The organism is Streptomyces longisporus (assembly GCF_039532765.1).
GTDB lineage: Bacteria > Actinomycetota > Actinomycetes > Streptomycetales > Streptomycetaceae > Streptomyces > Streptomyces longisporus.
Genome location: NZ_BAAASG010000025.1, coordinates 84,523 through 107,109, shown reverse-complemented (window position 1 = coordinate 107,109; position 22,587 = coordinate 84,523). Strand labels below are relative to the sequence as shown.

The following is a 22,587-nucleotide window of genomic DNA, read 5'->3' as shown; positions in this document are numbered from 1 at the left end:
GGACCGGAACTCTGTAGCCCGAATGAGTCGGTCAAGGGTGTCGGGGCGTTAAATGTTTGTCAACCAGACCTTTAGAAATCTGGCGGCAACAACGTCCTCGTACGGTCGCCGTCATGAGCACCTACACGGCCACCCTCGGCGGCGAGCGCCACCGCTTCGACTCCCTCGCGCGCCTGCTCGCCGCCGCGAGCCCCGAGCGCTCCGGCGACCGTCTCGCCGGGCTCGCCGCCGGCAGCGCCCGGGAGCGGGTGGCCGCGCGCTGGGCCCTCGCGGAGGTGCCGCTGGCGACCTTCCTGACCGAGCCGGTGATCCCGTACGAGAGCGACGACGTGACCCGGCTGATCCTCGACACGCATGACGCGGCCGCCTTCGCGCCGGTGGCCGGGCTGACGGTCGGAGAGCTGCGGGAGTGGCTGCTGGCGGCGGACGGCCAGGCGCTGACGGCGCTGGCCCCCGGGCTGACGCCGGAGATGGTCGCGGCGGTGTCCAAGCTGATGGGGAACGCGGACCTGGTGGCCGTGGCCCGGAAGGTGCGGGTGGTCACGGCCTTCCGCTCGACGATCGGGCTGCCGGGGCGGCTCGCGACGCGCCTGCAGCCGAACCATCCGACCGACGACCCGGCGGGCGTGGCGGCGGCGCTGCTCGACGGGCTGCTGCTGGGCTCCGGCGACGCGGTGATCGGCATCAACCCGGCGACGGACAGCCCGAAGGCGGTACGGGACCTGCTGGAGCTGCTGGACGGAGTGATCGGCCGGTACGCGATCCCCACCCAGTCCTGCGTCCTGTGCCATGTCACCACGAGCGTGGACCTGATGGAGCGGGGCGCCCCGGTGGACCTGGTCTTCCAGTCCGTCGCGGGCACGCAGGCCGCGAACGCGTCCTTCGGCGTGACGCTGGGCCTGCTCGACGAGGCGTACGAGGCGGCGCTCGCCCTGGACCGCGGGACGGTCGGCCGCAACGTCATGTACTTCGAGACCGGCCAGGGCAGCGCGCTGTCGGCGGACGCGCACCACGGGGTGGACCAGCAGACGGTGGAGGCGCGGGCGTACGCGGTGGCGCGCCGCTACGACCCGCTGCTGGTGAACACGGTGGTGGGCTTCATCGGACCGGAGTACCTGTACGACGGCCGGCAGATCCTCCGCGCGGCCCTGGAGGACCACTTCTGCGGCAAGCTGCTCGGCCTGCCCATGGGCCTGGACATCTGCTACACGAACCACGCGGACGCCGATGACGACGACGTGGCGACCATGCTGACGATGCTCGGCGTCGCGGGCGCCTCCTTCGTGATCTGCACGCCGGGCGGCGACGACATCATGCTCAATTACCAGTCGGCCTCGTACCACGACGCGTTGTACCTCCGCGAGGTCCTCGGACTGCGCCCCGCACCGGAGTTCGAGGCCTGGCTGGAGTCGAGCGGGCTGCTGGACGAGCGGGGCGGGATCCGCGAGGTGGCGTCCCATCCGCTGACGGCGATCGGAAGGGAACTGGCGGCATGACGGACACGCACATCGCTGTACCGCTGGGTGACTTGTGGGTCGCCATGCGCCGGCACACCCAGGCCCGTATCGGACTGGGCCGCGCGGGCTCGGCGCTGCCGACCCGTCACCGCCTCGAACTCCAGACCGCGCACGCGGCGGCACGGGACGCGGTGCACTCGCCGTTCGAGCCGGAGGTGGTCGCGGCGGGGCTGGGCGGGATGCCGACGGTAAGGGTGCGGAGTGCGGCGCGTGACCGGCTGACGTATCTGCAACGGCCCGATCTGGGGCGGCGGTTGGATGCGACGGACCGCGCCCATCTCCCGGCCGGCGACTGGGACGTGGTGTTCGTGGTGGCGGACGGGCTGTCCAGCCGGGCGGTGCACGAGCACGCGGCGGCGGTGCTGCGGGAGACGGTGGCGCGGCTGCCGGGGTGGAGCATCGCACCGGTGGTGCTGGCGGAACAGGCCAGGGTGGCCCTCGGTGACGACATCGCGTCCGCGATGGGCGCGACGATGGTCGTGGTCCTGCTCGGGGAGCGGCCGGGCATGTCGGCGGCGGACTCCCTGGGGGCGTATCTGACGTACCGGCCGGCACCGGGCGTGACCACGGACGCCGACCGCAACTGCCTGAGCAACATCAGGCCGCCGTCGGGGCTGTCGTACGAAGTGGCGGCGGGGAAGTTGGCGGGGTTGATGGGGAGGGGGCGGGAGCTGCAGGTCACCGGGGTGGAGCTGAAAGATGAATCCGATCACGAGCGCGTAAGCGATCAGCTACGTGAGTTGCGGATGGTCTGCATCTGCGGGAGGGCGCATCATGACGATGATGACTGAGCGACTGGCGATAAGCGGCATCGAGCCCGAGAGCTTCGAGGAACTGCTGGACGTCCTCGACGAGCTGAACCTGCGTGACGGCTTCAAGGCGGAGATCTACAGGGGGAAAATCGTCGTGTCGCCGTGGTCGAAGGGGTACTACCACCGCGTGATGGAGCAGGTCTGCGATCAGCTGCGGCCTGGCCTTCCTCTCGACCATCGCCTCAGTATCGGCCCATTCCTGTACGTCTTCCCCGGCGACGAAAGTGCGTACGGGCCGGATATCCACGCAGCCCACCAGCAGGCGTTCGAGACGGTGAGTAATCACCTGGACGGTGAAGCCTTGGTGTTCGTCGCAGAATTGACCTCTCGGGCGACTCGCACCGACGACTTGACCGACAAGGTCGCGGTCTATGGGCGGGCTGGTGTGCCGATCTACCTGCTCCTGGACATGCAGGAGCAGCAGTCGACCGTGTACTGGGCGCCTTCGGCTTCGGGGTACGAGGCACACTGCACCCAGCCGTTCGGCGAGGCACTCCACATCCCCAAGCCCTTCGACTGCACGCTTGACACCACCGGTTTCCGGGTCCCCCAGGGGGGAGCCGACGACCAGCCCGGGACCTGACGCACTCAGCCCGCCATCACCCCCCCGAAGCTCCCCCACCAGCCCCCGCACCATCTCCGCCCACCCCTCGACCTCGCTCCGCTCGCCCGTGGTTTTCCGGCTCACGCCCCGGGCAGCACCAGCCCCAGCGCACCTTCCCGCACCGTCCAGGTCCGCCTCCGTACCGGCCCCCACACGCCCGCGTCCGCCCGGTAGCGGAAGTCCGCCCCCGACACGCTCACGGTGCGCCCCTGGGCCCGTACCGGCGAGGCCTCCGCGCCCACCGACAGGGGCCGTACCTCGACCTCGGCCACCCCCGAGTCACCCGGCGTCACCGACACCGCCTCCACCGGCTGGTCCAGGTCCAGCACGGTGACGCCGTCGACCTCCACCCGCAGACGGGCGGCCCGGGGTGCCGGAACGGTCGTCTCGCGGGCGGGGACCAGGGTGCGTACGAGGGACTGGGCCGTGCGCAGCCAGGGGCGGCCCGCCTCCACCGACGGGGCGTGCCCGGTCACCGGAGGGATGTGCAGCGCGCCAAGCACCACCCCGTCGCTGTCGTCCACCAGCAGGTCCAGGCGCCGCTCGGCCCCGTCCAGGACCGCCCGCGCCGCCGCGACCGCCCCCGTGGGCACCCCCAGGGAACGGGCCACCGACAGCAGGCTGCCCACCGGCACCATCGACAGGGCACATCCGGCCAGCTCCCGCCGCCGGTGCAAAACGGACACCGCCCGGACCAGAGCACGGTCGTCGCCCACCACCACCGGCCGCCGCGATCCCCGGCGGGCCAGTGCCCGGGCGAACTCCTCCGGCCCCTCCGGCAGACACACCTTGGCGTGCGCACCCGCGCTGAGCACGTCTTTTGCGATGCGTACCGACTCCCCGTCCGTCCGCCGGGCGACCGGATCGATGACCACCAACAGCTGATCGGAAGTCGCGGAAGTCACCACCTCGGTCCTGCCTCGCTTCCTCGGGTAGCATCTTTGTGCAAGAGCCCCTTGCGCTATTGCGCCAGGGGCTTCGTCTATTCCGGGGCATCCGGTCCGACGGTTTGCGGCCAACGACGGCCGCGGTGCACGCGGCGGTGAACCTTACGCGTACGCCCCTGACCTTGGACATGCCCCGCCCGGAAGGGGTGTACGCGCGTGCCCGCACTTGTGCTGCTCGGTGCTCAGTGGGGTGACGAAGGCAAGGGAAAGGCGACGGACCTGCTAGGCGGATCCGTCGACTACGTGGTGCGCTACCAGGGCGGCAACAACGCCGGCCACACGGTAGTCGTGGGCGATCAGAAGTACGCCCTCCACCTGCTCCCTTCCGGAATCCTGTCCCCGGGGTGCACCCCGGTCATCGGCAACGGTGTCGTCGTCGACCCGTCGGTCCTGTTCTCCGAGCTGAACGGGCTGAACGAGCGCGGCGTCGACACGTCCAAGCTCCTGATCAGCGGTAACGCTCACATCATCACGCCGTACAACGTGACGGTGGACAAGGTGACCGAGCGCTTCCTCGGAAAGCGAAAGATCGGGACCACCGGACGCGGTATCGGCCCGACCTACGCGGACAAGATCAACCGCGTGGGCATCCGGGTACAGGATCTCTACGACGAGTCCATCCTCACCCAGAAGGTGGAGGCGGCCCTCGACGTCAAGAACCAGATCCTCACCAAGCTCTACAACCGCCGCGCGATCGCCATCGACCAGGTGGTCGAGGAGCTGCTGGGCTACGCCGACAAGCTCGCCCCGTACGTCGCCGACACGGTTCTCGTCCTCAACCAGGCGCTGGAGCAGGACAAGGTGGTCCTGTTCGAGGGCGGCCAGGGCACGCTGCTCGACATCGACCACGGCACGTATCCGTTCGTGACCTCGTCCAACCCCACCGCGGGCGGTGCCTGCACCGGCGCCGGTGTGGGCCCGACGAAGATCAGCCGGGTCATCGGCATCCTCAAGGCCTACACGACCCGCGTCGGCTCCGGCCCCTTCCCGACCGAGCTCTTCGACGAGGACGGCGAGGCGCTGCGCCGCATCGGCGGCGAGCGGGGCGTGACGACCGGCCGCGACCGCCGCTGCGGCTGGTTCGACGCCGTCATCGCCCGCTACGCCACCCGCGTGAACGGCCTGACCGACTTCTTCCTCACCAAGCTGGACGTCCTGACCGGCTGGGAGGAGATCCCGGTCTGCGTGGCGTACGAGGTCGACGGCAAGCGCGTCGAGGAACTCCCGTACTCGCAGTCGGACTTCCACCACGCTAAGCCGGTCTACGAGACCCTGCCCGGCTGGTCCGAGGACATCACCAAGGCGAAGTCCTTCTCCGACCTGCCGAAGAACGCCCAGAACTACGTCAAGGCGCTCGAGGAGATGTCGGGCGCACCGATCTCCGCGATCGGCGTGGGCCCGGGCCGGGACGAGACGATCGAGATCAACTCGTTCATCTAGCGTTTCCCACAGGGCTGTTCAAGCGCCTTTTCAACGCCCCGGTGCGGCTTCGGCCGCGCCGGGGCGTTGTCATGTCATGCCCATCCTTGACCTGGACATGGTCTTTTCCTGGTTTCCGCCGGGGCAACGGCCGACCACGATCTACGCGTGTAGTGCCCGCGCAGTCCCCGCACGACTCCTCCGTAGCCCGAGTCACCCCAGCCCAGGAGACCCCATATGCCCGTCAATCCGCTGAACCGCCGGGAGTTCGTGAAGAAGTCGGCCGTGACCGGTGCGGCCGTGGCCGTCGCGGGAACGGCGGCGGCGCCTGCGGCCCAGGCCGCCGACCGGACGACGCCGGGGAAGACCCCCAAGGCACCCAAGACCTGGACCTTCTCCATCCTGGGCACCACCGACCTGCACAGCCATGTCTTCGACTGGGACTACTACAAGGACGCCGCCTACAGCGACAAGGCCGGCAACTCCGTCGGTGTCGCCCGCGTCGCCACGCTCATCAAGCAGCAGCGTGCGGCCAAGGGTGAGGAGCACGTCCTGCTCGTCGACGCCGGTGACATCATCCAGGGGACCTCGCTCGCGTACTACTTCGCGCGGGTCGACCCGATCACCGGCAAGGACGGCAAGAAGGGGCCCAAGCACCCCATGGCCGTCGCCATGAACCACATGCGCTACGACGCCGCCGCCCTCGGCAACCACGAGTTCAACTACGGCATCGAGACCCTGCGCAAATTCGAGAAGCAGTGTCACTTCCCGCTGCTCGGCGCGAACGCCCTCGACGCGAAGACCCTGCGGCCGGCCTTCCACCCGTACACCGTCAAGCGCATCTGCGTCCCCGGCGCCCCCGACATCAAGGTCGGCATCCTCGGCCTGACCAACCCCGGTATCGCGCTGTGGGACAAGGACAACGTCAGCGGGAAGATGGTCTTCCCGGGGCTGGTCGAGCAGGCGAAGAAGTACGTGCCGCGGCTGCGTGCGCTGGGGTGTGACGTCGTCTTCCTGACCGACCACTCCGGGCTCGACGGGTCGACCTCCTACGGCGACGCGCTGCCGTACGTCGAGAACGCCTCCAACCTCGTCGCCGAGCAGGTCCCCGGCATCGACGCGATCCTGGTCGGCCACACGCACGTCGAGGTGTCCTCGTACACCGTCAAGAACGAGGAGACCGGCGAGGACGTCCTGCTCTCCGAGCCGTACTGCTGGGGCTACCGCCTCACCGTCTTCGACTTCGAGCTCGAACTGCACCACGGGCAGTGGAAGGTGACGAAGAAGACGGCCCAGACCCTCAACCCGAAGGACGTCGAGGAGGACCCGGAGATCACCAAGCTCCTCAAGGCCGACCACGACCTCGTCGTCAAGTACGTCAACACGGCCGTGGGCACCTGCACCCAGGACCTCTCGGCGGCGGACTCCTGCTGGAAGGACGTCCCCATCATGGACTTCATCCACGAGGTCCAGATGCAGTCGGTGAAGGCGGGCCTGTCGGCGAGCGATGCCGCGCTGCCCCTGATCTCGGTCGCCGCGCCGTTCAGCCGCACCGCGGACATCCCGGCCGGGAGCGTGACCATCAAGGACATCGCCGGGCTCTACATCTACGACAACACGCTGTACGGCAAGAAGCTCACGGGCGCCCAGCTGAAGGACTACCTGGAGTACGCGGCGAAGTACTACCACCAGGTCCCGGCGGGAACGAAGGTCGACACCGCGACGCTGACCAACGCCAACAACTTCTGGGACTACATGTACGACACGGCCGCCGGCGTCTCGTACGACATCGACATCGCGCAGGCGGAGGGTTCGCGGATCAAGAACCTCACGTACAACGGCGCCCCGGTCGCCGACGACCAGGTCTTCGTCGTCGCGGTCAACAACTACCGCGCGAACGGCGGCTCCGGCTACCCGCACATCGCCACCGCCGAGATCGCCTACAGCTCGACCAACGAGATCCGCCAGCTGATGATCGACTACGTGACGTCCAAGGGCACGCTGGACCCGAAGGACTTCGCGGTCACCAACTGGAGGCTGACGCAGGACGGGACGGCGGTGTTCTCCTAGGTCTTCCCGGACCGTGGCTCAGGGGGCGCCCGTTCGCCGGGCGCCCCCTTGTGCGGCCTCATCCCGAGAACGCTCCCGCATGCGCCCGCGCCCACTCAGCGAACGTCCGTGCCGGTCGGCCGAGCAGCTTCTCCAGCGTCGGCAGGACCTCCGCGCCCCGGTCGCTCTCCCGCGTGCGCTGCATGATCGCGTCTACGACTTCCGGGGGGAAGCCGTAGGCGGACATGCCTGCGCGGGCCGCCTCGTCGGGAAGGGGGCGGATGTGCAGGTCACGGTCGAGGACGTCGGCGAGGATCGACAGTTCCTGGGTGGGGGTCAGGGATTGAGGGCCGCTCAGTTCGTAGGCCGCCGCCGCGTGTTCGTCGGACTCGTTCGGGGTCAGGGCGAGGGCCGCCACCTCCGCCAGGTCCGCCGGGTCGATGCTCGCCGCCGGGCGGTCGGCGAAGGGGACGGTCACCTCGTCGCCCGCGCGGAGTTGGCCGGCCCACTGCAGGGCGTTCGACATGAAGCGGCCGGGGCGGAGCAGGGTCCATGCCCAGTCCCGGGACGGGTCCGTCACCGCGGCCTCCGCCTCGGCGTGCCAGCGGGCGATCACGTCGGAGCCCGCTCCCGCGTCCAGGACGGACAGCTTCACTACGCGTCGGACCCCCGCCCTTGCCGCCGCCTCGGCGAGGGCGAGGTCGTGGGTCGGGCCGGGGGCCGTGCCGACGCCCTGCGCCGACATCAGGAAGGCCCCGCTCGCCCCCGCGAACGCCGCGTCCAGGCTCGCCGGGTCGTCCGCGTCGCCGTACACCGCCTCGACGCCTGCCGACAGCCGTGCCACGGCCGGGCGGCGGGTCATCGCCCGTACCGGGTGGCCGGCGGCCGTCAGCCTTCGTACCAGCTCGCCGCCCACATGGCCCGTCGCCCCGGTCACCAGGATCATCGCCGTCCCCTCTCGTCGTGCCCCCAGCCTGCGCGCACCGGCCGCAGGCCGCGTCGCACGCGGGGATGCAGCCCTTCTGCTCCCCGGGGAGTACAGGAGAGCACCCGCCGTGCATAACAGGGCATGATGCGCAAGTCGGGCATACGGTGGAGCTGTACACGTGTGCGTCGACCAGAAGAAGGTGAGAGCTATGCGTGTACTGCTCAGGGCGCACTTCGACACGGAGAAGTCGAACGAGGCCATCCGGAACGGCACCCTCGCGAAACTGATCCAGTCGTCGGTGGAGCAGATCAAGCCGGAAGCTGCCTACTTCACCGCCGACGAGGGCGAACGCACCGCCTTCCTGGTCTTCGACCTGCAGGACGTCTCCCAGATGCCCGTCATCAGCGAGCCGTTCTTCCTCAACCTGGGCGCCAGGATCGATTACACCCCGTTGATGAACCTGGAAGACGTCGAGAAGGGCATCTCCCAGGTGCACTAGCTGAAGACGATCATCGACCCCTGCGCCAGGCTCCGCGTCGCCGCCGCGTGCAGGCCCAGCCACACATGGCGTTCGCGGGCGAAGGGGCTGGGGTCGTACGGCGCGGGGACGGCGGGCTCCTCCAGCTCCGTCGGGGCGCGCGGTGGCTCGGGCGGCGCCGGAGGGTTGGCCGGATCTATGCCGATCGAGGGCGCCACGTACTCCAGTTCGCGCAGCAGGGCCTGGGCGGAGCCCAGCGGGCCGCCGCCGGCGAGGAGTTCGTCGTTCGACAGGGGCTGGGGGAAGTCCACGGGGACGTAGGCGCCCGCGTGGTCGTAGTGCCAGACGAGGTGCGACTGCTGGGCCGTCGCCTCGAACATCTCCAGCAACTGCTCGTAGTCCCCGCCCAGTTCGTCGACCGGGGTGACCGGCAGCCCGCACACCTGGAGCAGGTAGACCCGGCGAAGGAAGTGCAGCGCGTCGTAGTCGAAGCCGGCCACCGGGGCGACCTCGCCGGACAGGCCCGGCATGTACTGGTACACCGGCACCGGCGGCAGTCCGGCGGCGGTGAGCACGTTGTTGTACTGCGCGAGTTCCTCGGCGAACGGATTGTCGGGAGTGTGGCACAACACGTCGACGAGCGGTACCAGCCACAGGTCACAGGCCAAAGAAGGCTCCTCACACGGCAAGTCGGTCAAGGCAGGGTAATCGGTACGGCTGCGTCCGCGCCCTGAAGGGGCGCGGGGAACTGCGCGACCAGCCACGACGAAGCCGCAGACAACCGACGGCCCATCGCGGCGCACCCAGCGGAGCGCCTAGTGCAGGTCCCATACCCACACCCCGGCCACCCACTTCCCGTCCCGGCCCACAAGTTCCGCGACGGCCCTGCGCAGGGCCTCCTCGTGTGGTCCTGGGGCCACCACCAGGGCCCCTGCCTTCCAGTACGCGAAGTCGCGCCGGGCCTGCGCCCGCCAGGTCGCGTCGAGCCTCGGGACCACGCCCGTGTCGCCGATGTCACTCAGCAGGTCGGAGGTGTAGCGGGGGGAGGCGCCGTAGATGCCGATGCGGTCGGCGCCGTAGGGGCCGTTGAAGTAGCCGCCGGGCAGCTTGAAGCCGAGGCCGGCCTGCTGCTGCCAGTGCAGCGCCTGAGCGTCGCCGGCGTCGGGCAGCGGCACGGTGACGAGGGACTCGCCCTTGTGGACGTACGGCCGCCATGCCCCGGCGGTGAAGAAGGCGGGCGTCGCGGGGCGTTCGACCGTCTTCAGCGGGGCCGGGACCAGCGGGAGCAGGGCGAGCCAGATGCCGAGCAGGCCGAGGTACTGGGTGCCCGGGGCGCGGGTCGCCGTCAGCCGGTCCAGGGCGAGGGCGAGCAGCATGCCGAGCGCGGGGGCGCAGATCATCGCGACCCGGCCCTCGATGACCGACTCGAACAGCGGCAGCCTGGCGAGGAGCGCCCAGGGGCCCGGGTAGACCTTGTCCGTCATCGGGATGCGGAACTCGGGGCCGAGCGAGAGCAGCGCCGCGCCGACCGCGGTGACCGCCAGCGCCTTGACCAGGGCCTGCTCCCACAGCCGTACGACGATCGCGAAGGCGAGCAGGACCAGCGGCCAGCCGTAGAAGGCGTTCTGCTCGGTGGGGTTGGGCGAGAGGGCGTTCGCGCGCTGGGCGTTGCCCGCGATCAGGGAGCGTTCGGCGAAGGAGAGCAGTGCGAGGGGGCTGTTGCCCGAGTTGTCGCCGTGCGGCATGTGCGCGTAGCTCTGCGGGCCGGTGAACTGCCAGACCAGCGGGTACGCGACGAGGGGAAGACAGACCGCGGCCGCGATCGCCAGGCCCCGCAGCAGCGGCCGCCAGGCCTGCCCGGCCACATCCCTGCGGACCACGCCGTAGGCGCCCGCGAACAGCACCAGGCCGATCGCCGCGAGCAGCAGGGGCTCCTCGCCGAGGAAGACCTGGTACGCCGTCATCAGGCCCAGGACCACCCCGTCCCGCACCACCCGGGCGCCCGTGCACAGGCGCAGGGCCCGGTCGATGATCAGCGGGATCATGAACAGCACCACGAAGTTGGGGTGCGCGTTGGCGTGGCTGACCATGGGCGGCGCGAAGGCGGCCAGCGAGGCGCCTACGAAGGCCGCGGTCCGCCGCCGTACGACCCGTTTCACGATCAGCCGGTACCAGGCGGCTGCGGTGGCGGCGAGGCCCAGGGTCATCACGACGCTGAGGGAGACCGCCGGTCCCGCGAGGAGCGTGAGCGGGGCGAGGGGGACGGTGAGGCCGAGCATGACCGTGTTGGCCATGAGGTTCACGCCGTCGGGGAAGCCCTGCAGGTCGGAGAAGAGCGGATTGCGCAGATGGGCCAGGTTGTGGGCGGTGACGTCGAAGAACCACTCCCACTGGTTCTGGTCCTGGAGGGAGTCGGGGAGGTAGCGGTGGTCCGGGTCGAACAGACGGCCCGAGTACAGGGCCATCGCCATGAGCAGGAAGAGGAGCGCGGCGAAGAGGTCGGCGGGGCGCAGGGAGCGGGCGCGCAGCCGGGCGAGTTCGGCGAGGACGCGGACGTAGTCGAGGTGGCGCAGTTTCGAGCCGGGCCGGTGGGACCAGTGGACGGGGACCTCGGCGACCTGCCAGTCGGCGCGGTGGAAGTGCCGCAGGACCTCGACGTCGATGCCCCACCCGTGGATCCGGGAGGCGGCGAAGGCCTCGCGGGCCTTCTCGCCCTCGAAGAGCTTGAAGCCGCACTGGGTGTCCCGTATGCCCGGCACGGTGGTGCGGCGTATGAGTAAGTTCCCGGCACGGCCCAGCAGTTCGCGCACCGGGTGCTGACGGTCGCCGATCGTCGCGCCGGGCACGGAACGGGAGCCGATCGCCGCCGCGTTCCCCTCGCCGAGCGCCTTGTCGAGCTGCTCCAGCTCCTCGATCGGGGCCGCGAGATCGGCGTCCGTGACCAGCACGCGCCGCCCGCGGGAGGCGGCGACGCCCAGACGCAGGGCGTTGCCCTTGCCGCGGTGGCGGGGGCTGGTGACGAGCCGGACGCGGGGCTCCTCCAGGCCCGTGACGACGTCCCGGGTGCTGTCCGTGGACCCGTCGTCGGCGACGACGACCTCCCACTCGCCCCAGCGGCCCTCGTTGTCGCGCAGATAGCGGGTGACGGCGTCGAGGGTGGGGCCGAGGCGCTGCTCCTCGTTGAAGGCGGGGATGACGACGGTGAGGTCCACGGCCCAGGCAGGCGTGGCCCTGGCCGGCTTGCTCACTCGTCCGCCAGCCGCTCGATGAGGGCCAGCGAGTGCTCGTTGTACGAGGCGACGATCGCCCGTGCCGTCCTGGTGTCCCGCTTGGCCAGGGCGTCGACCAGGTCGGTGTGGCCGGACCACAGGGCGCCGCGCAGATCGGACAGCCGGCGCAGATGCTGTACCGCGCACACCCAGGACTGGACGCGCAGCCGGTGCAGGAAGTCGGCCAGATAGGGGTTGCCGAAGAGGGTGCCGAGCTCGTGCCAGAAGCGCAGGTCGTAGCCGATCAGCACGGTGAGGTCACCGGCCAGCGAGGCCCGCTGCGCCTCCTCGCCGCGCCGCCGGACCCCGGCCAGGGCGGCGACGGCACGGGGCTCGTCGTGCGGCGGGAAACGGTCCTGGTCCCGGTCCAGGGCGATGAACATGCCGTCGGTGACCAGGCTGCGGGCCTCGATGATGCCGCGGTAGTCGGCGACCGAGTACTCGTGGACATGGAAGCCGCGGTGCTGGTCGGCGTCGAGGAGGCCCTGCGCGGACAGGTCGACGAGCGCCTCGCGCACGGGCGTCGCGGAGACCCCGTACTGCTCGGCGATCTCCTTCACCGTGAACTCCTGACCCGGCTGGAGCCGTCCCGCGAGGACCTCGTCGCGTAGCGCGTCGGCGATCTGCTGCCGCAGGGTGCTGCGGGTCACGGAGCCGTTGCCGCTGCTGCCGGGCATGTGTCGGGCGTCTCCTCGTCGCGTTCGGGTGGCGTGCACGTACCTATCTACGAGCACGCCACCTTACGCGTTCGGCCTCCCGCTGTTTATCCGCGTAGCTGTGGGGGTCCGGTGGGGCACCTGAGCGGCCGCAGATCGCTACCGCGTGTACTCGTCGGCCACGGACAGCGCCGAGTCCAGCGCCGCGAGGCCCTCCTTCAGCTCGGCCTCGCTCACGTTGCACGGCGGCACCACATGGGTGCGGTTCATGTTGATGAAGGGCCAGATGCCGTGCTTCTTCGCGGCGGCGCCGAAGGCGGCCATCGCCGCGTTCGCCTCGCCGGTCGCGTTGTACGGCACCAGCGGCTCGCGCGTCTCCCGGTTCTTCACCAGGTCCAGCGCCCAGAACATGCCGACACCGCGCACCTCGCCGACGCTCGGGTGCCGCTCGGCGAGCTCCCGCAGCGCGGGTCCGAGGACGGTCTCACCCAGGTGCCCGGCGTTCTCGACGACGCCCTCCTGCGCCATGACGTTGATCGTCGCGACGGCGGCGGCGCAGGCCAGCGGGTGCCCCGAGTACGTCAGACCACCCGGGTAGGCCCGCTTGGCGAAGGTCTTGGCGATCGCGCCGGAGATCGCGACACCGCCGAGCGGCACATAACCGCTGTTCACACCCTTGGCGAAGGTCATGAGGTCGGGCACCACACCGAACAGGTCGGCCGCGAACCACTCACCGGTCCGCCCGAAACCGGCCATGACCTCGTCCAGGATGAACACGATGCCGTACCTGTCGCAGATCTCCCGCACACCGGCGAGATAGCCGGGCGGCGGCACCATGATCCCGGCGGTGCCCGGAATGGTCTCCAGGATGATCGCGGCGACGGTGGCCGGCCCCTCGAGGGCGATCGTGGTCTCGAGGTGCTCCAGCGCCCGCGCGCACTCCTGCTCCTCGGTCTCGGCGTAGAAGCGGGAGCGGTAGAGGTACGGCGCCCAGAAGTGCACGACACCGGCGGCAGCGCCGTCGGAGGCCCAGCGGCGTGGGTCCCCGGTGAGGTTGATCGCCTGCTGGGTGCCGCCGTGGTAGGAGCGGTAGGCGGACAGGACCTTCGGCCGGCCGGTGTGCAGCCGCGCCATCCGTACCGCGTGCTCGACGGCGTCCGCGCCGCCGTTGGTGAAGAAGATCTTGTCTAGGTCGCCCGGTGTCCGCTCGGCGATCAGCCGGGCCGCCTCCGAGCGGGCCTCGATCGCGAAGGCGGGCGCGAACGTCGTCAGGTGTGCGGCCTGCTCCTGGATCGCGGCGACGACCTTGGGGTGCTGGTAGCCGATGTTGGTGTAGACGAGCCCGCTGGTGAAGTCCAGGTACCGCTTGCCGTCGTAGTCCCAGAAGTACGACCCCTGCGCACCGGCGACGGCGAGCGGGTCGATGAGCTCCTGCGCGGACCAGGAGTGGAACACATGAGCACGGTCCGCGGCCTTCACGGCGGCGCCGGCCCGGGGGTCTGGCTGAGGGGTCATGGCGGCGAGCATAGGAGCCCGCGGTGCCCGCTCGGTATCGGCTTCCTGTCTGGCATGTGGGGGTTTCCGCGACAGGTTGTCGGGCCTGGGGGGGGCTTGGCGGAGTGCCGCCCGCGGCGTTACGGAACCGTAGACACCGCTCCGGGCGACTACCCCCGCGACCGCACTATTCTCGGTCTGTTGCACATACGGGGGGAAGGCGGCGCGGCCATGGAGAAGCTCGGAGCGGGGGACCCGCAGCGGATCGGGGCGTACCGGCTGCTGGCCCGGCTGGGTGCCGGGGGCATGGGGCATGTGTATCTCGCCCGCTCGGACCGCGGCCGTACCGTCGCCGTGAAGCTGGTGCGCAAGGAGCTGGCCGCGCAGGAGGAGTTCCGGGCGCGGTTCCGGCAGGAGGTGCAGTCCGCTCGGCAGGTCGGCGGGCACTGGACGGCGCCCGTCCTTGACGCCGACACGGAGGCCGCGGTGCCGTGGGTGGCCACGGGGTACGTCGCCGGGCCCAGCCTGCAGCAGGTCGTGGGGCACGACCACGGGGCGCTGCCCGAGCGCTCGGTGAACATCCTCGCGGCCGGGCTCGCGCACGCGCTGCAGGACATCCACGCCGCCGGGATCATCCACCGGGATCTGAAGCCGTCCAATGTGCTCGTCACCATCGACGGGCCGCGGGTCATCGACTTCGGGATCGCGCGGGCGCTGGAGACCGTCACGGACGGCGGTCTGACGCGGACCGGCGCGCTCGTCGGGTCGCCCGGCTTCATGGCCCCCGAGCAGGTGCGCGGCGACCGGATCACGCCCGCCTGCGACGTCTTCTGCCTGGGCTCCGTGCTGGCCTACGCCGCCACCGGCCACCTTCCCTTCGGCAGCGCCAACAGCGGGGTGCACGCCCTGATGTTCCGCATCGCCCAGGAGGAACCCGACCTGGAGGGGGTGCCCGAGGGCATCGCCGACCTCGTACGGGGCTGCCTGAAGAAGGAGCCGGGCGCGCGGCCGACGCTGGACCAGGTGCTGGAGCGCACGGGCGCCGAGGACACCGTGCTGGGCGGCCGCTCCCGCGACCCCTGGCTGCCGAGCGCGCTCGTCGCCCAACTCGGCCGTCACGCCGTGCAGTTGCTGGACGCGGAGGACCCTGAGGAGGGGGCGGAGGGCGCGGCGGCGCCCGCCGGGCCCTCGCTGCGCAAGGCGGCACCCGAGGCCCCGCCCGAGCACGCCCCCGCCGCCGACGACTTGGCACCGGAAGCGGGCACCCCCGCCGGACCGCCCCCGCCCGGTCAGCCGGGCGGCGCCGTCCCGCTGAACCACCTCCCCACCATGGTCGCGGGCCAGGCCCCGCCGACACCCCCGCCCGCCCACGCGCAGACACCCCCGGCCTACGGCTATCCGCAGCAGCACCCCCAGCAGCAGGCCTACGGCTACCCGCCGCAGCAGCCCGGCGCCTACGGCTACCCGCAACAGTCCGGCGGTCTCGGCTCAACCCCGCCCTACGGCCCGTCCTACGCCGGCCCGGTCCCGCCCGCCCCGCAGGAGCCGCCCCGCCGGAGCGGCCGTTCCACGGTGGCGCTGATCGCGGTCGCCCTGGTCGTCGCGCTCGGCGCCGGCGGCTCGGTCTACGCCCTGATGAACGGCGGCGACAAGGGCGACAACAAGCCGAGCCCGGCCCCGACCAGCAGCGCACCCTCGAATCCCGAGCCGAGCCGGACGAGCCCGACGACCGCGGAGCCCAGCACCTCCGCGCCCTCCGACGGCGCGATCCCCACCGGCTATCTGGGCACCTGGACGGCCACCATCACCAACGCCGACGGCCAGAACACCCGCGAACTCACCATCCAGCAGGGCAAGGTGGGCGACACGGTCCTCTCCCTGGTCGCCGACGGCCCCACCAGCAGCGGCACCTACCACTGCGTGTTCCAGGCCGATCTGACCGCGGCACCCGGCAGCAGCGGCCCCCTGGAGATCGGCCCGTCCACCGTGACGTCCGGCGACCCCGGCTACTGCAAGCCGGGCGACGCCACCGAGCTCAGCCTGCTGCCGGACGGCAGCCTGCAGCGCGAGAACACCAGCAACGGGGAGAAGCTGAAGTACACCAGGCAGTGAGCCGGGTGACGGGCCGGCGGGCGCGCTTGTGCCGTAGTGGCGTGTCCATGACGATGAAACGGGTGTCGGCGTCGGCCGCGACGGCAGCCGGCGCGGCAGCGCCCGGCGGGCGACAGAAGCCCGGTGGCGTTTCCGAGCCCGCAGTCGTGACCGGGCCGGGGTGGGATCACCTCGGCTCGGGCGGCCGCTGGCGCGGCATGTTCGGGCGTGAGCCCGCCCCCGGCGGCAGCGGGAAGCGCCCCGGCGCACTGCCCATCTCCGTCCGCGCCGCCCCGGTCGGCGCGGACTGGATCCCCATCGGAGCCGAGCCGCCGGTCCGGAACTCCACCATCCAGTCGGCCGTCTCCGCGCGCACCAGCTCCGTCACGTCCTCCGAGAAGCGCCGCAGCACCGCAAGGCACCGCTCGACGGCCTCGCTCGCCGTGCCCTCCGCGGGGCCCAGCACCTCCCGCACACTCTCCGAGGCCCAGTCGAACTGCAGCACCTGCAGCCGTCGCTGCACGGCCTGCGCGGTCGCCACATCCCTTATCCAGCCCGAGGTCACACCGAAGAACCGGTCCACGGCCACGCACGCCACCGCGAACAGCAGTGCCAGATACCCCCAGGCGGCCATCCCGGCGATCACCCCGGTCAGATCCAGCAGCGGCAGCGCGGCCCCGGTCACCGCACCCAGCGCCGCCCCCGTGCGCAGCGCCCGCGCCCCCCGCCGCTTCCACACCCGGTCCGCGAGATACCAGGCCGCCGTCTGCAGCGCCCCGCGCTCGACCCACAGATACAGCTCGTGCAGCCGCTCGGCCGGCTCGCCCCAGTCGCCGAGCGGGAACGAGCGCCCGATCAGATCGCCCGGCCGCAGCCCGGCCGCACCCTCGCCCCACCCGTCCTGAGCCGGCCCCTCGGGCTGCATCTCCGGCTGACCCACACGGCACTCCCTACTGATCACGAGACTGATCACGAGGCTGACCACGACCGAACACGTTGCGTGACACCCGATCCTGATGTGCCCGACCTTCCTACCGCCCAATGGGTGGCTCAGCCCCCGAATTCACCTCTATTCCGCTCGTAAGTGGGTCTTGATCAGGTATAGGACTCGGCAACACCTCACTCGAAAGAGTGCTGGGGCGATGCCTGGCTGGACCACGTAGGCTCGTGCCAGGCGGGAAAACCTCGCCCATACAGCCGTACGAAACCAGGAGCTGATCGTGATTCCCGGTGGTGGCCAGCCCAATATGCAGCAGCTGCTCCAGCAGGCCCAGAAGATGCAGCAGGACCTGCAGCGGGCGCAGGAGGAGCTGGCGCAGACGGAGGTCGACGGGCAGGCGGGCGGCGGCCTGGTGAAGGCCACCGTCACCGGCTCCGGCGAGCTGCGCGCGCTGAAGATCGACCCGAAGGCGGTGGACCCCGAAGACACCGAGACCCTCGCGGACCTGATCGTCGCGGCGGTCCAGGCGGCCAACGAGAACGCCCAGAACCTCCAGCAGCAGAAGCTGGGTCCGCTGGCCCAGGGCCTGGGCGGCGGCAGCGGTATCCCGGGCCTGCCTTTCTAAGAGAGGCGTCCGCCAACTACCGTACGTACTTGCAAGGAACCCCGGGAAGGACGGCAGTCCGTGTACGAAGGCGTGGTGCAGGACCTGATCGACGAGCTGGGGCGGTTGCCCGGCGTCGGTCCCAAGAGCGCCCAGCGGATCGCCTTCCACATCCTGCAGGCGGAACCGACGGACGTACGGCGCCTCGCGCAGGCCCTGATGGAGGTCAAGGCGAAGGTCCGCTTCTGCGCGACCTGCGGCAATGTCGCACAGGAAGAGCTGTGCAACATCTGCCGCGACAGCCGCCGCGACCCCTCCGTCATCTGTGTGGTGGAGGAGCCGAAGGACGTGGTCGCGATCGAGCGGACCCGCGAGTTCCGCGGCCGTTACCACGTCCTGGGCGGGGCGATCAGCCCCATCGAGGGCGTGGGCCCCGACGACCTGCGGATACGGGAACTTCTCGCGCGGTTGGCCGACGGGACGGTCACGGAACTGATCCTTGCCACGGACCCGAACCTGGAGGGCGAGGCCACGGCGACGTACCTCGCCCGCATGATCAAGCCCATGGGCCTCAAGGTCACCCGCCTGGCCAGCGGCCTCCCGGTGGGCGGAGACCTGGAATACGCGGACGAGGTGACCCTCGGCCGCGCCTTCGAGGGGAGACGACTCCTAGATGTCTGACGCCACGCTGCATGACGCGACGCAGGACCCGGACGACTTCGCGGTCCAGATCGCGGACCAGGTGGAGAGCTTCCTGGTGGCGGTGACGGAGGTGGCGAAGGGTGACGAACCCGACTCCGCCGTGCCCTTCCTCCTCCTGGAGGTGTCCCAGCTGCTGCTGGCCGGCGGCCGCCTCGGCGCGCACGAGGACATCGTCCCCGACGAGCGCTACGAGCCGGACACCGGCCCGGACGCCGACGTGGACGAACTCCGCGAGAACTTCGCCCGCCTCCTGGACCCGATCGACGTCTACTCCGAGGTCTTCGACCCCTACGAGCCGCGCAAGGCCCCGGTCCCGGCCCGTATCTCCGACGACCTGACCGACGTCATCACCGACCTCCGCCACGGCATGGCCCACTACCGCGCGGGCCGCACCACGGAGGCCCTGTGGTGGTGGCAGTTCTCCTACTTCTCCAACTGGGGCTCGACGGCCTCGGCCACCCTGCGTGCCCTGCAGTCGGTGGTGGCCCATGTCCGCCTGAACCAGCCCCTGGAGGAACTGGACGGCCTGGACACGGACCAGACCCCGATGGGCGACGAGACCCTGGAGTTCGAAGCCGGCAAGGTGATGCAGGAGGAGATCGGGGGGCCGCTCGGGATGCAGCCCGGCATGTAGGCGGCGGGGGCGGCCGGCTCACGGCAGCCCCCACAGCCCCTTCCCCACCGCAGTGACCCCGCCTGTCAGAGCCAGCGACAGCACCAGCAGGCGGGCCCGTTTCTCCGGTATCCGCTCGGCGAGTGCCCGGCCGATCAGCGCGCCCACCGCCATCGCGGCGACGACCCATCCCCAGCGGGCCCCGCTCAGCTGCGGCACCCCGTTCGCCGCCACCGAGAACGCGTTCACCATCACTCCGTAGAACTGCGCGTTCGGTACGAACTCCCGTACCGTCCAGCCCGCGTTGACGGCGTACAAGGAGACGGGCGGGCCGCCCACGCCCGCGGCCGAGTTCATGAAACCGCCCACCGCGCCCGCCGCGACGGCTCCCTTCGTGCCGCGCAGGGCGGGCACTCGGGCGCCCCGCATCACCAGGAGGACGGCTGTCGTCACCAGCCCGCCCATCACCAACAGGAGTGCGGGCTCGGGGAGTTGACGGGTCAGCCAGACCCCGGCAGGCACCGTGCAGGCGGCCGCCGCGCACAGCGGCACCATCGCGCCCGGCCGCACCCGACGCCAGCCGCCGGCCAGCCCCACGACACTGATGGCGCCCGCCGCGCAGTTGGCGAGCACGACGCCCTCGGCGGGCCCGAGCAGCAGCACGAGCGCGGGCACCGCGACCAGCGCGAACCCCATACCGGTCAGCCACTGCACACAGGACCCGAGCAGCACGATGCCCGCCAGCAGGACGTCCGTCGTGGTCAAGTCGTCACTCCCCGTGAGTTGGAGGGGTCTTGGACCTGCGCTGTACGACGGCTGCACGGCCCCTAACCGGTGAAAAGCGAATCTGGAGTCACTTCCCCAGCAGGGAGGCCCAAGAACAAGAACCGCACGAAACCGGAGACAGCGATGACCCGTCGTTCCACAGCCAAGCGCGCAGCCATCGTCACCGCCACCGCCGTCGTCGCCCTCGGCACGATCGGTACCGTCGCTGCCACCGCCGGGCCCAAGCCCGCCGTCAAGCACACCGAGCCGACCAGGGCACAGATCGCCGGCCTGTTCGACACCTGGAACAAGGCGCTGCAGACCGGTGACTCGGAGAAGGTCGCGAGCCTGTACGCGAAGGACGCGGTGCTCCTGCCCACCGTCTCCAACAAGGTCCGCACCAACCACGCCGAGATCGTCGACTACTTCGACAAGTTCCTGCAGAGCAAGCCGGTCGGCAAGAAGGTCCAGACGATCGTCGACGTCCTCGACAGGAACACCGCGATCGACACCGGCATCTACGAGTTCACACTCACCGACAAGGCCACCGGCAAGAAGAGGGTGGTCGAGGCCCGCTACACCTACGCCTACGAGAAGATCCACGGCAAGTGGAAGATCGTCAACCACCACTCCTCGGCGATGCCCGAAGGCTGATCCGTACCTCCAGCCCGCCTCCGGGAGCGTCCCGCAGGGTCACGGTCCCGCCGTCGTCGGTCACCAACTGCTTGACGACGGCGAGGCCGAGGCCCGAACCGGAGCGCCCGGTCAGGCCCTGGCCGCGCCAGAAGCGGTCGAAGGCGCGGGACTTCTCCGCGTCGGTCATGCCGGGGCCCTGGTCGAGGACGGAGAGCACCACTTCCTCGCCCTTCTCCTCGATCCGGACGGTGATCGTGGCGCCGTCCGGTGAGACCTCCAGCGCATTCGAGAGCACGTTGTCCAGTACCTGGTCCAGATGACCGGGACTGGCCAGCACAGACGGCCGGCCGTCGACACCACTCCCCCCGAGCGCGATGGTGACTCCGCGCTCGTCGGCGGCCGGTCTCCACACCGACAGCCGTTCGGCCACGATCTCCCCGAGGGACAGCGGCTCGGCGGCCGTCACCTTCGCCTCGGCCCGTGCGAGCACCAGCAGTCCGTTGACCAGCCGGCTCATCCGGACCACCTCGGCGGTCGCCTGCTCCACGTCCTCCCGTACGAACTCGTCGTCCACCCCGTCCGCGATGTTGTCCAGCGACAGCCGCAAGGCCGTCAGCGGCGTACGGAGCTGGTGCGAGGCGTCCGCCACGAAGATGCGCTGCGAGGCGACCAGCGTGTCCAGTCGCTCCGCGCCCTGGTTCAGGGTGCGGGCGAGGGTCTGGGTCTCCGGCGGGCCCGTCACCGGGGAGCGGGCGGTGAGGTCGCCGTCGCTGAACTTGCTGGCCATGTCGTTGAGTTCGCGCAGCGGGGCGGTGATCCGGCGGGCGGCGACCGCGCCGATCAGCGCCGCGACGGCGAGCACCGCCACCGCGAGCCCCGCCCGGAAGCCCCAGATCGTCCATAGCCTGTGGGTGAGGTGGGAGGTCGAGTACACGATCCGCACGGCCGCCCGCCCCTGAGCGGGCACGGTGACCTCGAGCCGCTTGCCCCAGATGACGTCGGAGCCCCAGTCGGTCGTGGACCGGTTCTGCTCCACGGCCCGGGTCAGCGCCGCGTTCGCGGTCGGCCTGGGGAGGTTCGGGGAGCAACTGCCGGTAGGGGTCACCTGGACGTCGCCGGGGGTCTCGTCGCTGTACGCCCTGGCCACCTTCTCCAGGGCGTCGCACGAGATCCGGTCGTTGCCGCCGAGCAGCAGCGCCATCGTCCTGGCCTCGCGCAGGACGGACAGCTCGGTGTCGTCCCGCAGCTGCTTGGTGAGCGTGAACGCCACCGGCACGGTGAACAGCAGGATGGCGACGGCGACGAGCAGGATGTAACTGCGGATGAGCCGGCGGTTCATGACGCCCCGGGGTCCTTGACGATCTCCAGCCGGAAGCCGACCCCGCGCACCGCCTCGATGGCGACGACCCCGCTGAACTTCCGCCGCAGCGCCGCCACATGGACGTCCAGCGTCTTGGTCGGCCCGAACCAGTTCGCGTCCCAGACCGCTTCCATGATCTGCTCCCGGGACATCAGCGCGCCCGGCTCCTCGGTGAGGAAGGCCAGCAGGTCGTACTCCTTGGGCGCGAGGGCGACCTCCGCGCCGTCCACATGCACCCGGGCAGCCTTGCGGTCGATCGTCAGCCGGGACCCGTACCGGTCCGGGCCGCCCGCGGCCGCCTCCGGCGCACGGGCCTGCACGCGTCGCAGCACCGCCCTTATCCTCGCGATGACCTCCCGGACCCCGAACGGCTTGGACACGTAGTCGTCCGCGCCGAGCTCCAGGCCCACCACCCGGTCCGTCTCGTCGCTGCGTGCGCTGATCACGATGATCGGTACGTCACCGCGCTCGCGCAGCGCCTTGCACACGTCCAGGCCGTCGGTGTCGGGCAGACCGAGGTCGAGGAGTACGACGTCGTACGGGCCCTGGTGGCGCAGCGCGGCGCCGCCCGTGGTGACCCACTCGACCTCGAAGCCGTAGCGGACGAGCCCGCGGCGAAGGGACTCGGCGACCGGCTCATCGTCTTCCACCAGAAGTACGCGCACAGGCGAACCCTAATGCTTGAAATTTAAAGACGATCGGT

The 22,587-nt window shown here is 70.7% G+C and carries 21 protein-coding genes; 11 read left to right on the top strand and 10 right to left on the bottom strand.

What is annotated here, in order from left to right:
• The first annotated feature begins 113 nt into the window (after positions 1-113).
• The 3 genes from ABD355_RS39635 to ABD355_RS39625 are packed head-to-tail and all read left to right on the top strand — an operon-like array spanning position 114 to position 2,912.
• Complete coding sequence (locus ABD355_RS39635; RefSeq protein WP_344406000.1) at positions 114-1,496, top strand: ethanolamine ammonia-lyase subunit EutB; 1,383 nt, start codon at positions 114-116, stop codon at positions 1,494-1,496.
• Entirely contained in the window at positions 1,493-2,308 is an 816-nt protein-coding gene (gene eutC, locus ABD355_RS39630; RefSeq protein ID WP_344405999.1) for an ethanolamine ammonia-lyase subunit EutC, read from the top strand. The genes ABD355_RS39635 and eutC overlap by 4 nt, the downstream gene beginning before the upstream one ends.
• Complete coding sequence (locus tag ABD355_RS39625) at positions 2,292-2,912, top strand: Uma2 family endonuclease (RefSeq protein WP_344405998.1); 621 nt, start codon at positions 2,292-2,294, stop codon at positions 2,910-2,912. Before eutC ends, ABD355_RS39625 begins: the two co-directional genes overlap by 17 nt.
• A gap of 101 nt (positions 2,913-3,013) precedes the next feature.
• Here ABD355_RS39625 and ABD355_RS39620 read toward each other — a convergent pair whose 3' ends face one another.
• Positions 3,014-3,841, bottom strand: coding sequence for a diacylglycerol kinase family protein (locus ABD355_RS39620; protein ID WP_344405997.1), 828 nt, complete (start codon positions 3,839-3,841; stop codon positions 3,014-3,016).
• Positions 3,842-4,036: 195 nt separating this feature from the next.
• Between ABD355_RS39620 and ABD355_RS39615 the strand changes: the two genes are divergently transcribed.
• Positions 4,037-5,320, top strand: a complete 1,284-nt coding sequence (locus tag ABD355_RS39615; RefSeq protein ID WP_344405996.1) for an adenylosuccinate synthase — start codon at positions 4,037-4,039, stop codon at positions 5,318-5,320.
• A gap of 216 nt (positions 5,321-5,536) precedes the next feature.
• Positions 5,537-7,369 (top strand): bifunctional metallophosphatase/5'-nucleotidase, encoded by a 1,833-nt coding sequence (locus ABD355_RS39610; protein ID WP_344405995.1) that lies wholly within the window; start codon positions 5,537-5,539, stop codon positions 7,367-7,369.
• 58 nt (positions 7,370-7,427) lie between these two features.
• Here ABD355_RS39610 and ABD355_RS39605 read toward each other — a convergent pair whose 3' ends face one another.
• Positions 7,428-8,294 carry an NAD(P)H-binding protein gene (locus tag ABD355_RS39605; RefSeq protein WP_344405994.1) on the bottom strand — a complete coding sequence of 289 codons (867 nt, stop codon included), beginning with the start codon at positions 8,292-8,294 and terminating at the stop codon, positions 7,428-7,430.
• Positions 8,295-8,484: 190 nt separating this feature from the next.
• On the opposite strand from ABD355_RS39605, the gene ABD355_RS39600 reads away from it, so the two are divergent.
• Positions 8,485-8,775: a hypothetical protein gene (locus ABD355_RS39600; RefSeq protein ID WP_344405993.1), complete on the top strand. Its 291-nt coding sequence runs from the start codon at positions 8,485-8,487 to the stop codon at positions 8,773-8,775.
• Here ABD355_RS39600 and ABD355_RS39595 read toward each other — a convergent pair.
• The 4 genes from ABD355_RS39595 to ABD355_RS39580 all read right to left on the bottom strand — a co-directional run bounded on the left by ABD355_RS39595 (position 8,772) and on the right by ABD355_RS39580 (position 14,194).
• The gene (locus tag ABD355_RS39595; RefSeq protein ID WP_344405992.1) at positions 8,772-9,422 is read right to left on the bottom strand and encodes a hypothetical protein; all 651 of its coding nucleotides are present in this window, start codon (positions 9,420-9,422) and stop codon (positions 8,772-8,774) included. The two genes, ABD355_RS39600 and ABD355_RS39595, sit on opposite strands and share 4 nt — an antisense overlap.
• Before the next feature lie 147 nt (positions 9,423-9,569).
• Positions 9,570-12,002, bottom strand: a complete 2,433-nt coding sequence (locus ABD355_RS39590) for a glycosyltransferase (protein ID WP_344405989.1) — start codon at positions 12,000-12,002, stop codon at positions 9,570-9,572.
• Positions 11,999-12,700, bottom strand: a complete 702-nt coding sequence (locus ABD355_RS39585) for a GntR family transcriptional regulator (protein WP_344405988.1) — start codon at positions 12,698-12,700, stop codon at positions 11,999-12,001. The genes ABD355_RS39590 and ABD355_RS39585 overlap by 4 nt, the downstream gene beginning before the upstream one ends.
• A 138-nt stretch (positions 12,701-12,838) precedes the next feature.
• Entirely contained in the window at positions 12,839-14,194 is a 1,356-nt protein-coding gene (locus ABD355_RS39580; protein ID WP_344405987.1) for an aspartate aminotransferase family protein, read from the bottom strand.
• Positions 14,195-14,404: 210 nt separating this feature from the next.
• On the opposite strand from ABD355_RS39580, the gene ABD355_RS39575 reads away from it, so the two are divergent.
• Positions 14,405-16,285: a serine/threonine-protein kinase gene (locus ABD355_RS39575; RefSeq protein WP_344405986.1), complete on the top strand. Its 1,881-nt coding sequence runs from the start codon at positions 14,405-14,407 to the stop codon at positions 16,283-16,285.
• 166 nt (positions 16,286-16,451) lie between these two features.
• On the opposite strand, the gene ABD355_RS39570 is transcribed toward ABD355_RS39575, so the two are convergent.
• The gene (locus ABD355_RS39570; RefSeq protein ID WP_344405984.1) at positions 16,452-17,204 is read right to left on the bottom strand and encodes an SLATT domain-containing protein; all 753 of its coding nucleotides are present in this window, start codon (positions 17,202-17,204) and stop codon (positions 16,452-16,454) included.
• A gap of 280 nt (positions 17,205-17,484) precedes the next feature.
• Between ABD355_RS39570 and ABD355_RS39565 the strand changes: the two genes are divergently transcribed.
• The 3 genes from ABD355_RS39565 to ABD355_RS39555 are packed head-to-tail and all read left to right on the top strand — an operon-like array spanning position 17,485 to position 19,144.
• On the top strand, positions 17,485-17,829 hold the full coding sequence (locus ABD355_RS39565; protein WP_030942250.1) for a YbaB/EbfC family nucleoid-associated protein: 345 nt from the start codon (positions 17,485-17,487) through the stop codon (positions 17,827-17,829).
• Positions 17,830-17,889: 60 nt separating this feature from the next.
• Entirely contained in the window at positions 17,890-18,489 is a 600-nt protein-coding gene (gene recR / locus ABD355_RS39560) for a recombination mediator RecR (RefSeq protein WP_099930378.1), read from the top strand.
• Positions 18,482-19,144, top strand: a complete 663-nt coding sequence (locus ABD355_RS39555; protein WP_344405983.1) for a DUF5063 domain-containing protein — start codon at positions 18,482-18,484, stop codon at positions 19,142-19,144. Before recR ends, ABD355_RS39555 begins: the two co-directional genes overlap by 8 nt.
• Before the next feature lie 18 nt (positions 19,145-19,162).
• Here the strand turns inward: ABD355_RS39555 and ABD355_RS39550 are convergent, their stop codons facing one another.
• Positions 19,163-19,888 carry a sulfite exporter TauE/SafE family protein gene (locus ABD355_RS39550; RefSeq protein ID WP_344405981.1) on the bottom strand — a complete coding sequence of 242 codons (726 nt, stop codon included), beginning with the start codon at positions 19,886-19,888 and terminating at the stop codon, positions 19,163-19,165.
• 144 nt (positions 19,889-20,032) lie between these two features.
• On the opposite strand from ABD355_RS39550, the gene ABD355_RS39545 reads away from it, so the two are divergent.
• Positions 20,033-20,542: an SgcJ/EcaC family oxidoreductase gene (locus ABD355_RS39545; protein ID WP_344405979.1), complete on the top strand. Its 510-nt coding sequence runs from the start codon at positions 20,033-20,035 to the stop codon at positions 20,540-20,542.
• Here ABD355_RS39545 and ABD355_RS39540 read toward each other — a convergent pair.
• Together ABD355_RS39540 and ABD355_RS39535 are read right to left on the bottom strand one after the other, a co-directional pair.
• Positions 20,508-21,863, bottom strand: a complete 1,356-nt coding sequence (locus ABD355_RS39540) for a sensor histidine kinase (protein ID WP_344405977.1) — start codon at positions 21,861-21,863, stop codon at positions 20,508-20,510. The two genes, ABD355_RS39545 and ABD355_RS39540, sit on opposite strands and share 35 nt — an antisense overlap.
• A complete protein-coding gene (locus ABD355_RS39535; RefSeq protein ID WP_344405976.1) occupies positions 21,860-22,549 on the bottom strand; it encodes a response regulator transcription factor in 690 nt (229 codons plus the stop codon). Before ABD355_RS39535 ends, ABD355_RS39540 begins: the two co-directional genes overlap by 4 nt.
• Between the last annotated feature and the right edge of the window lie 38 nt (positions 22,550-22,587).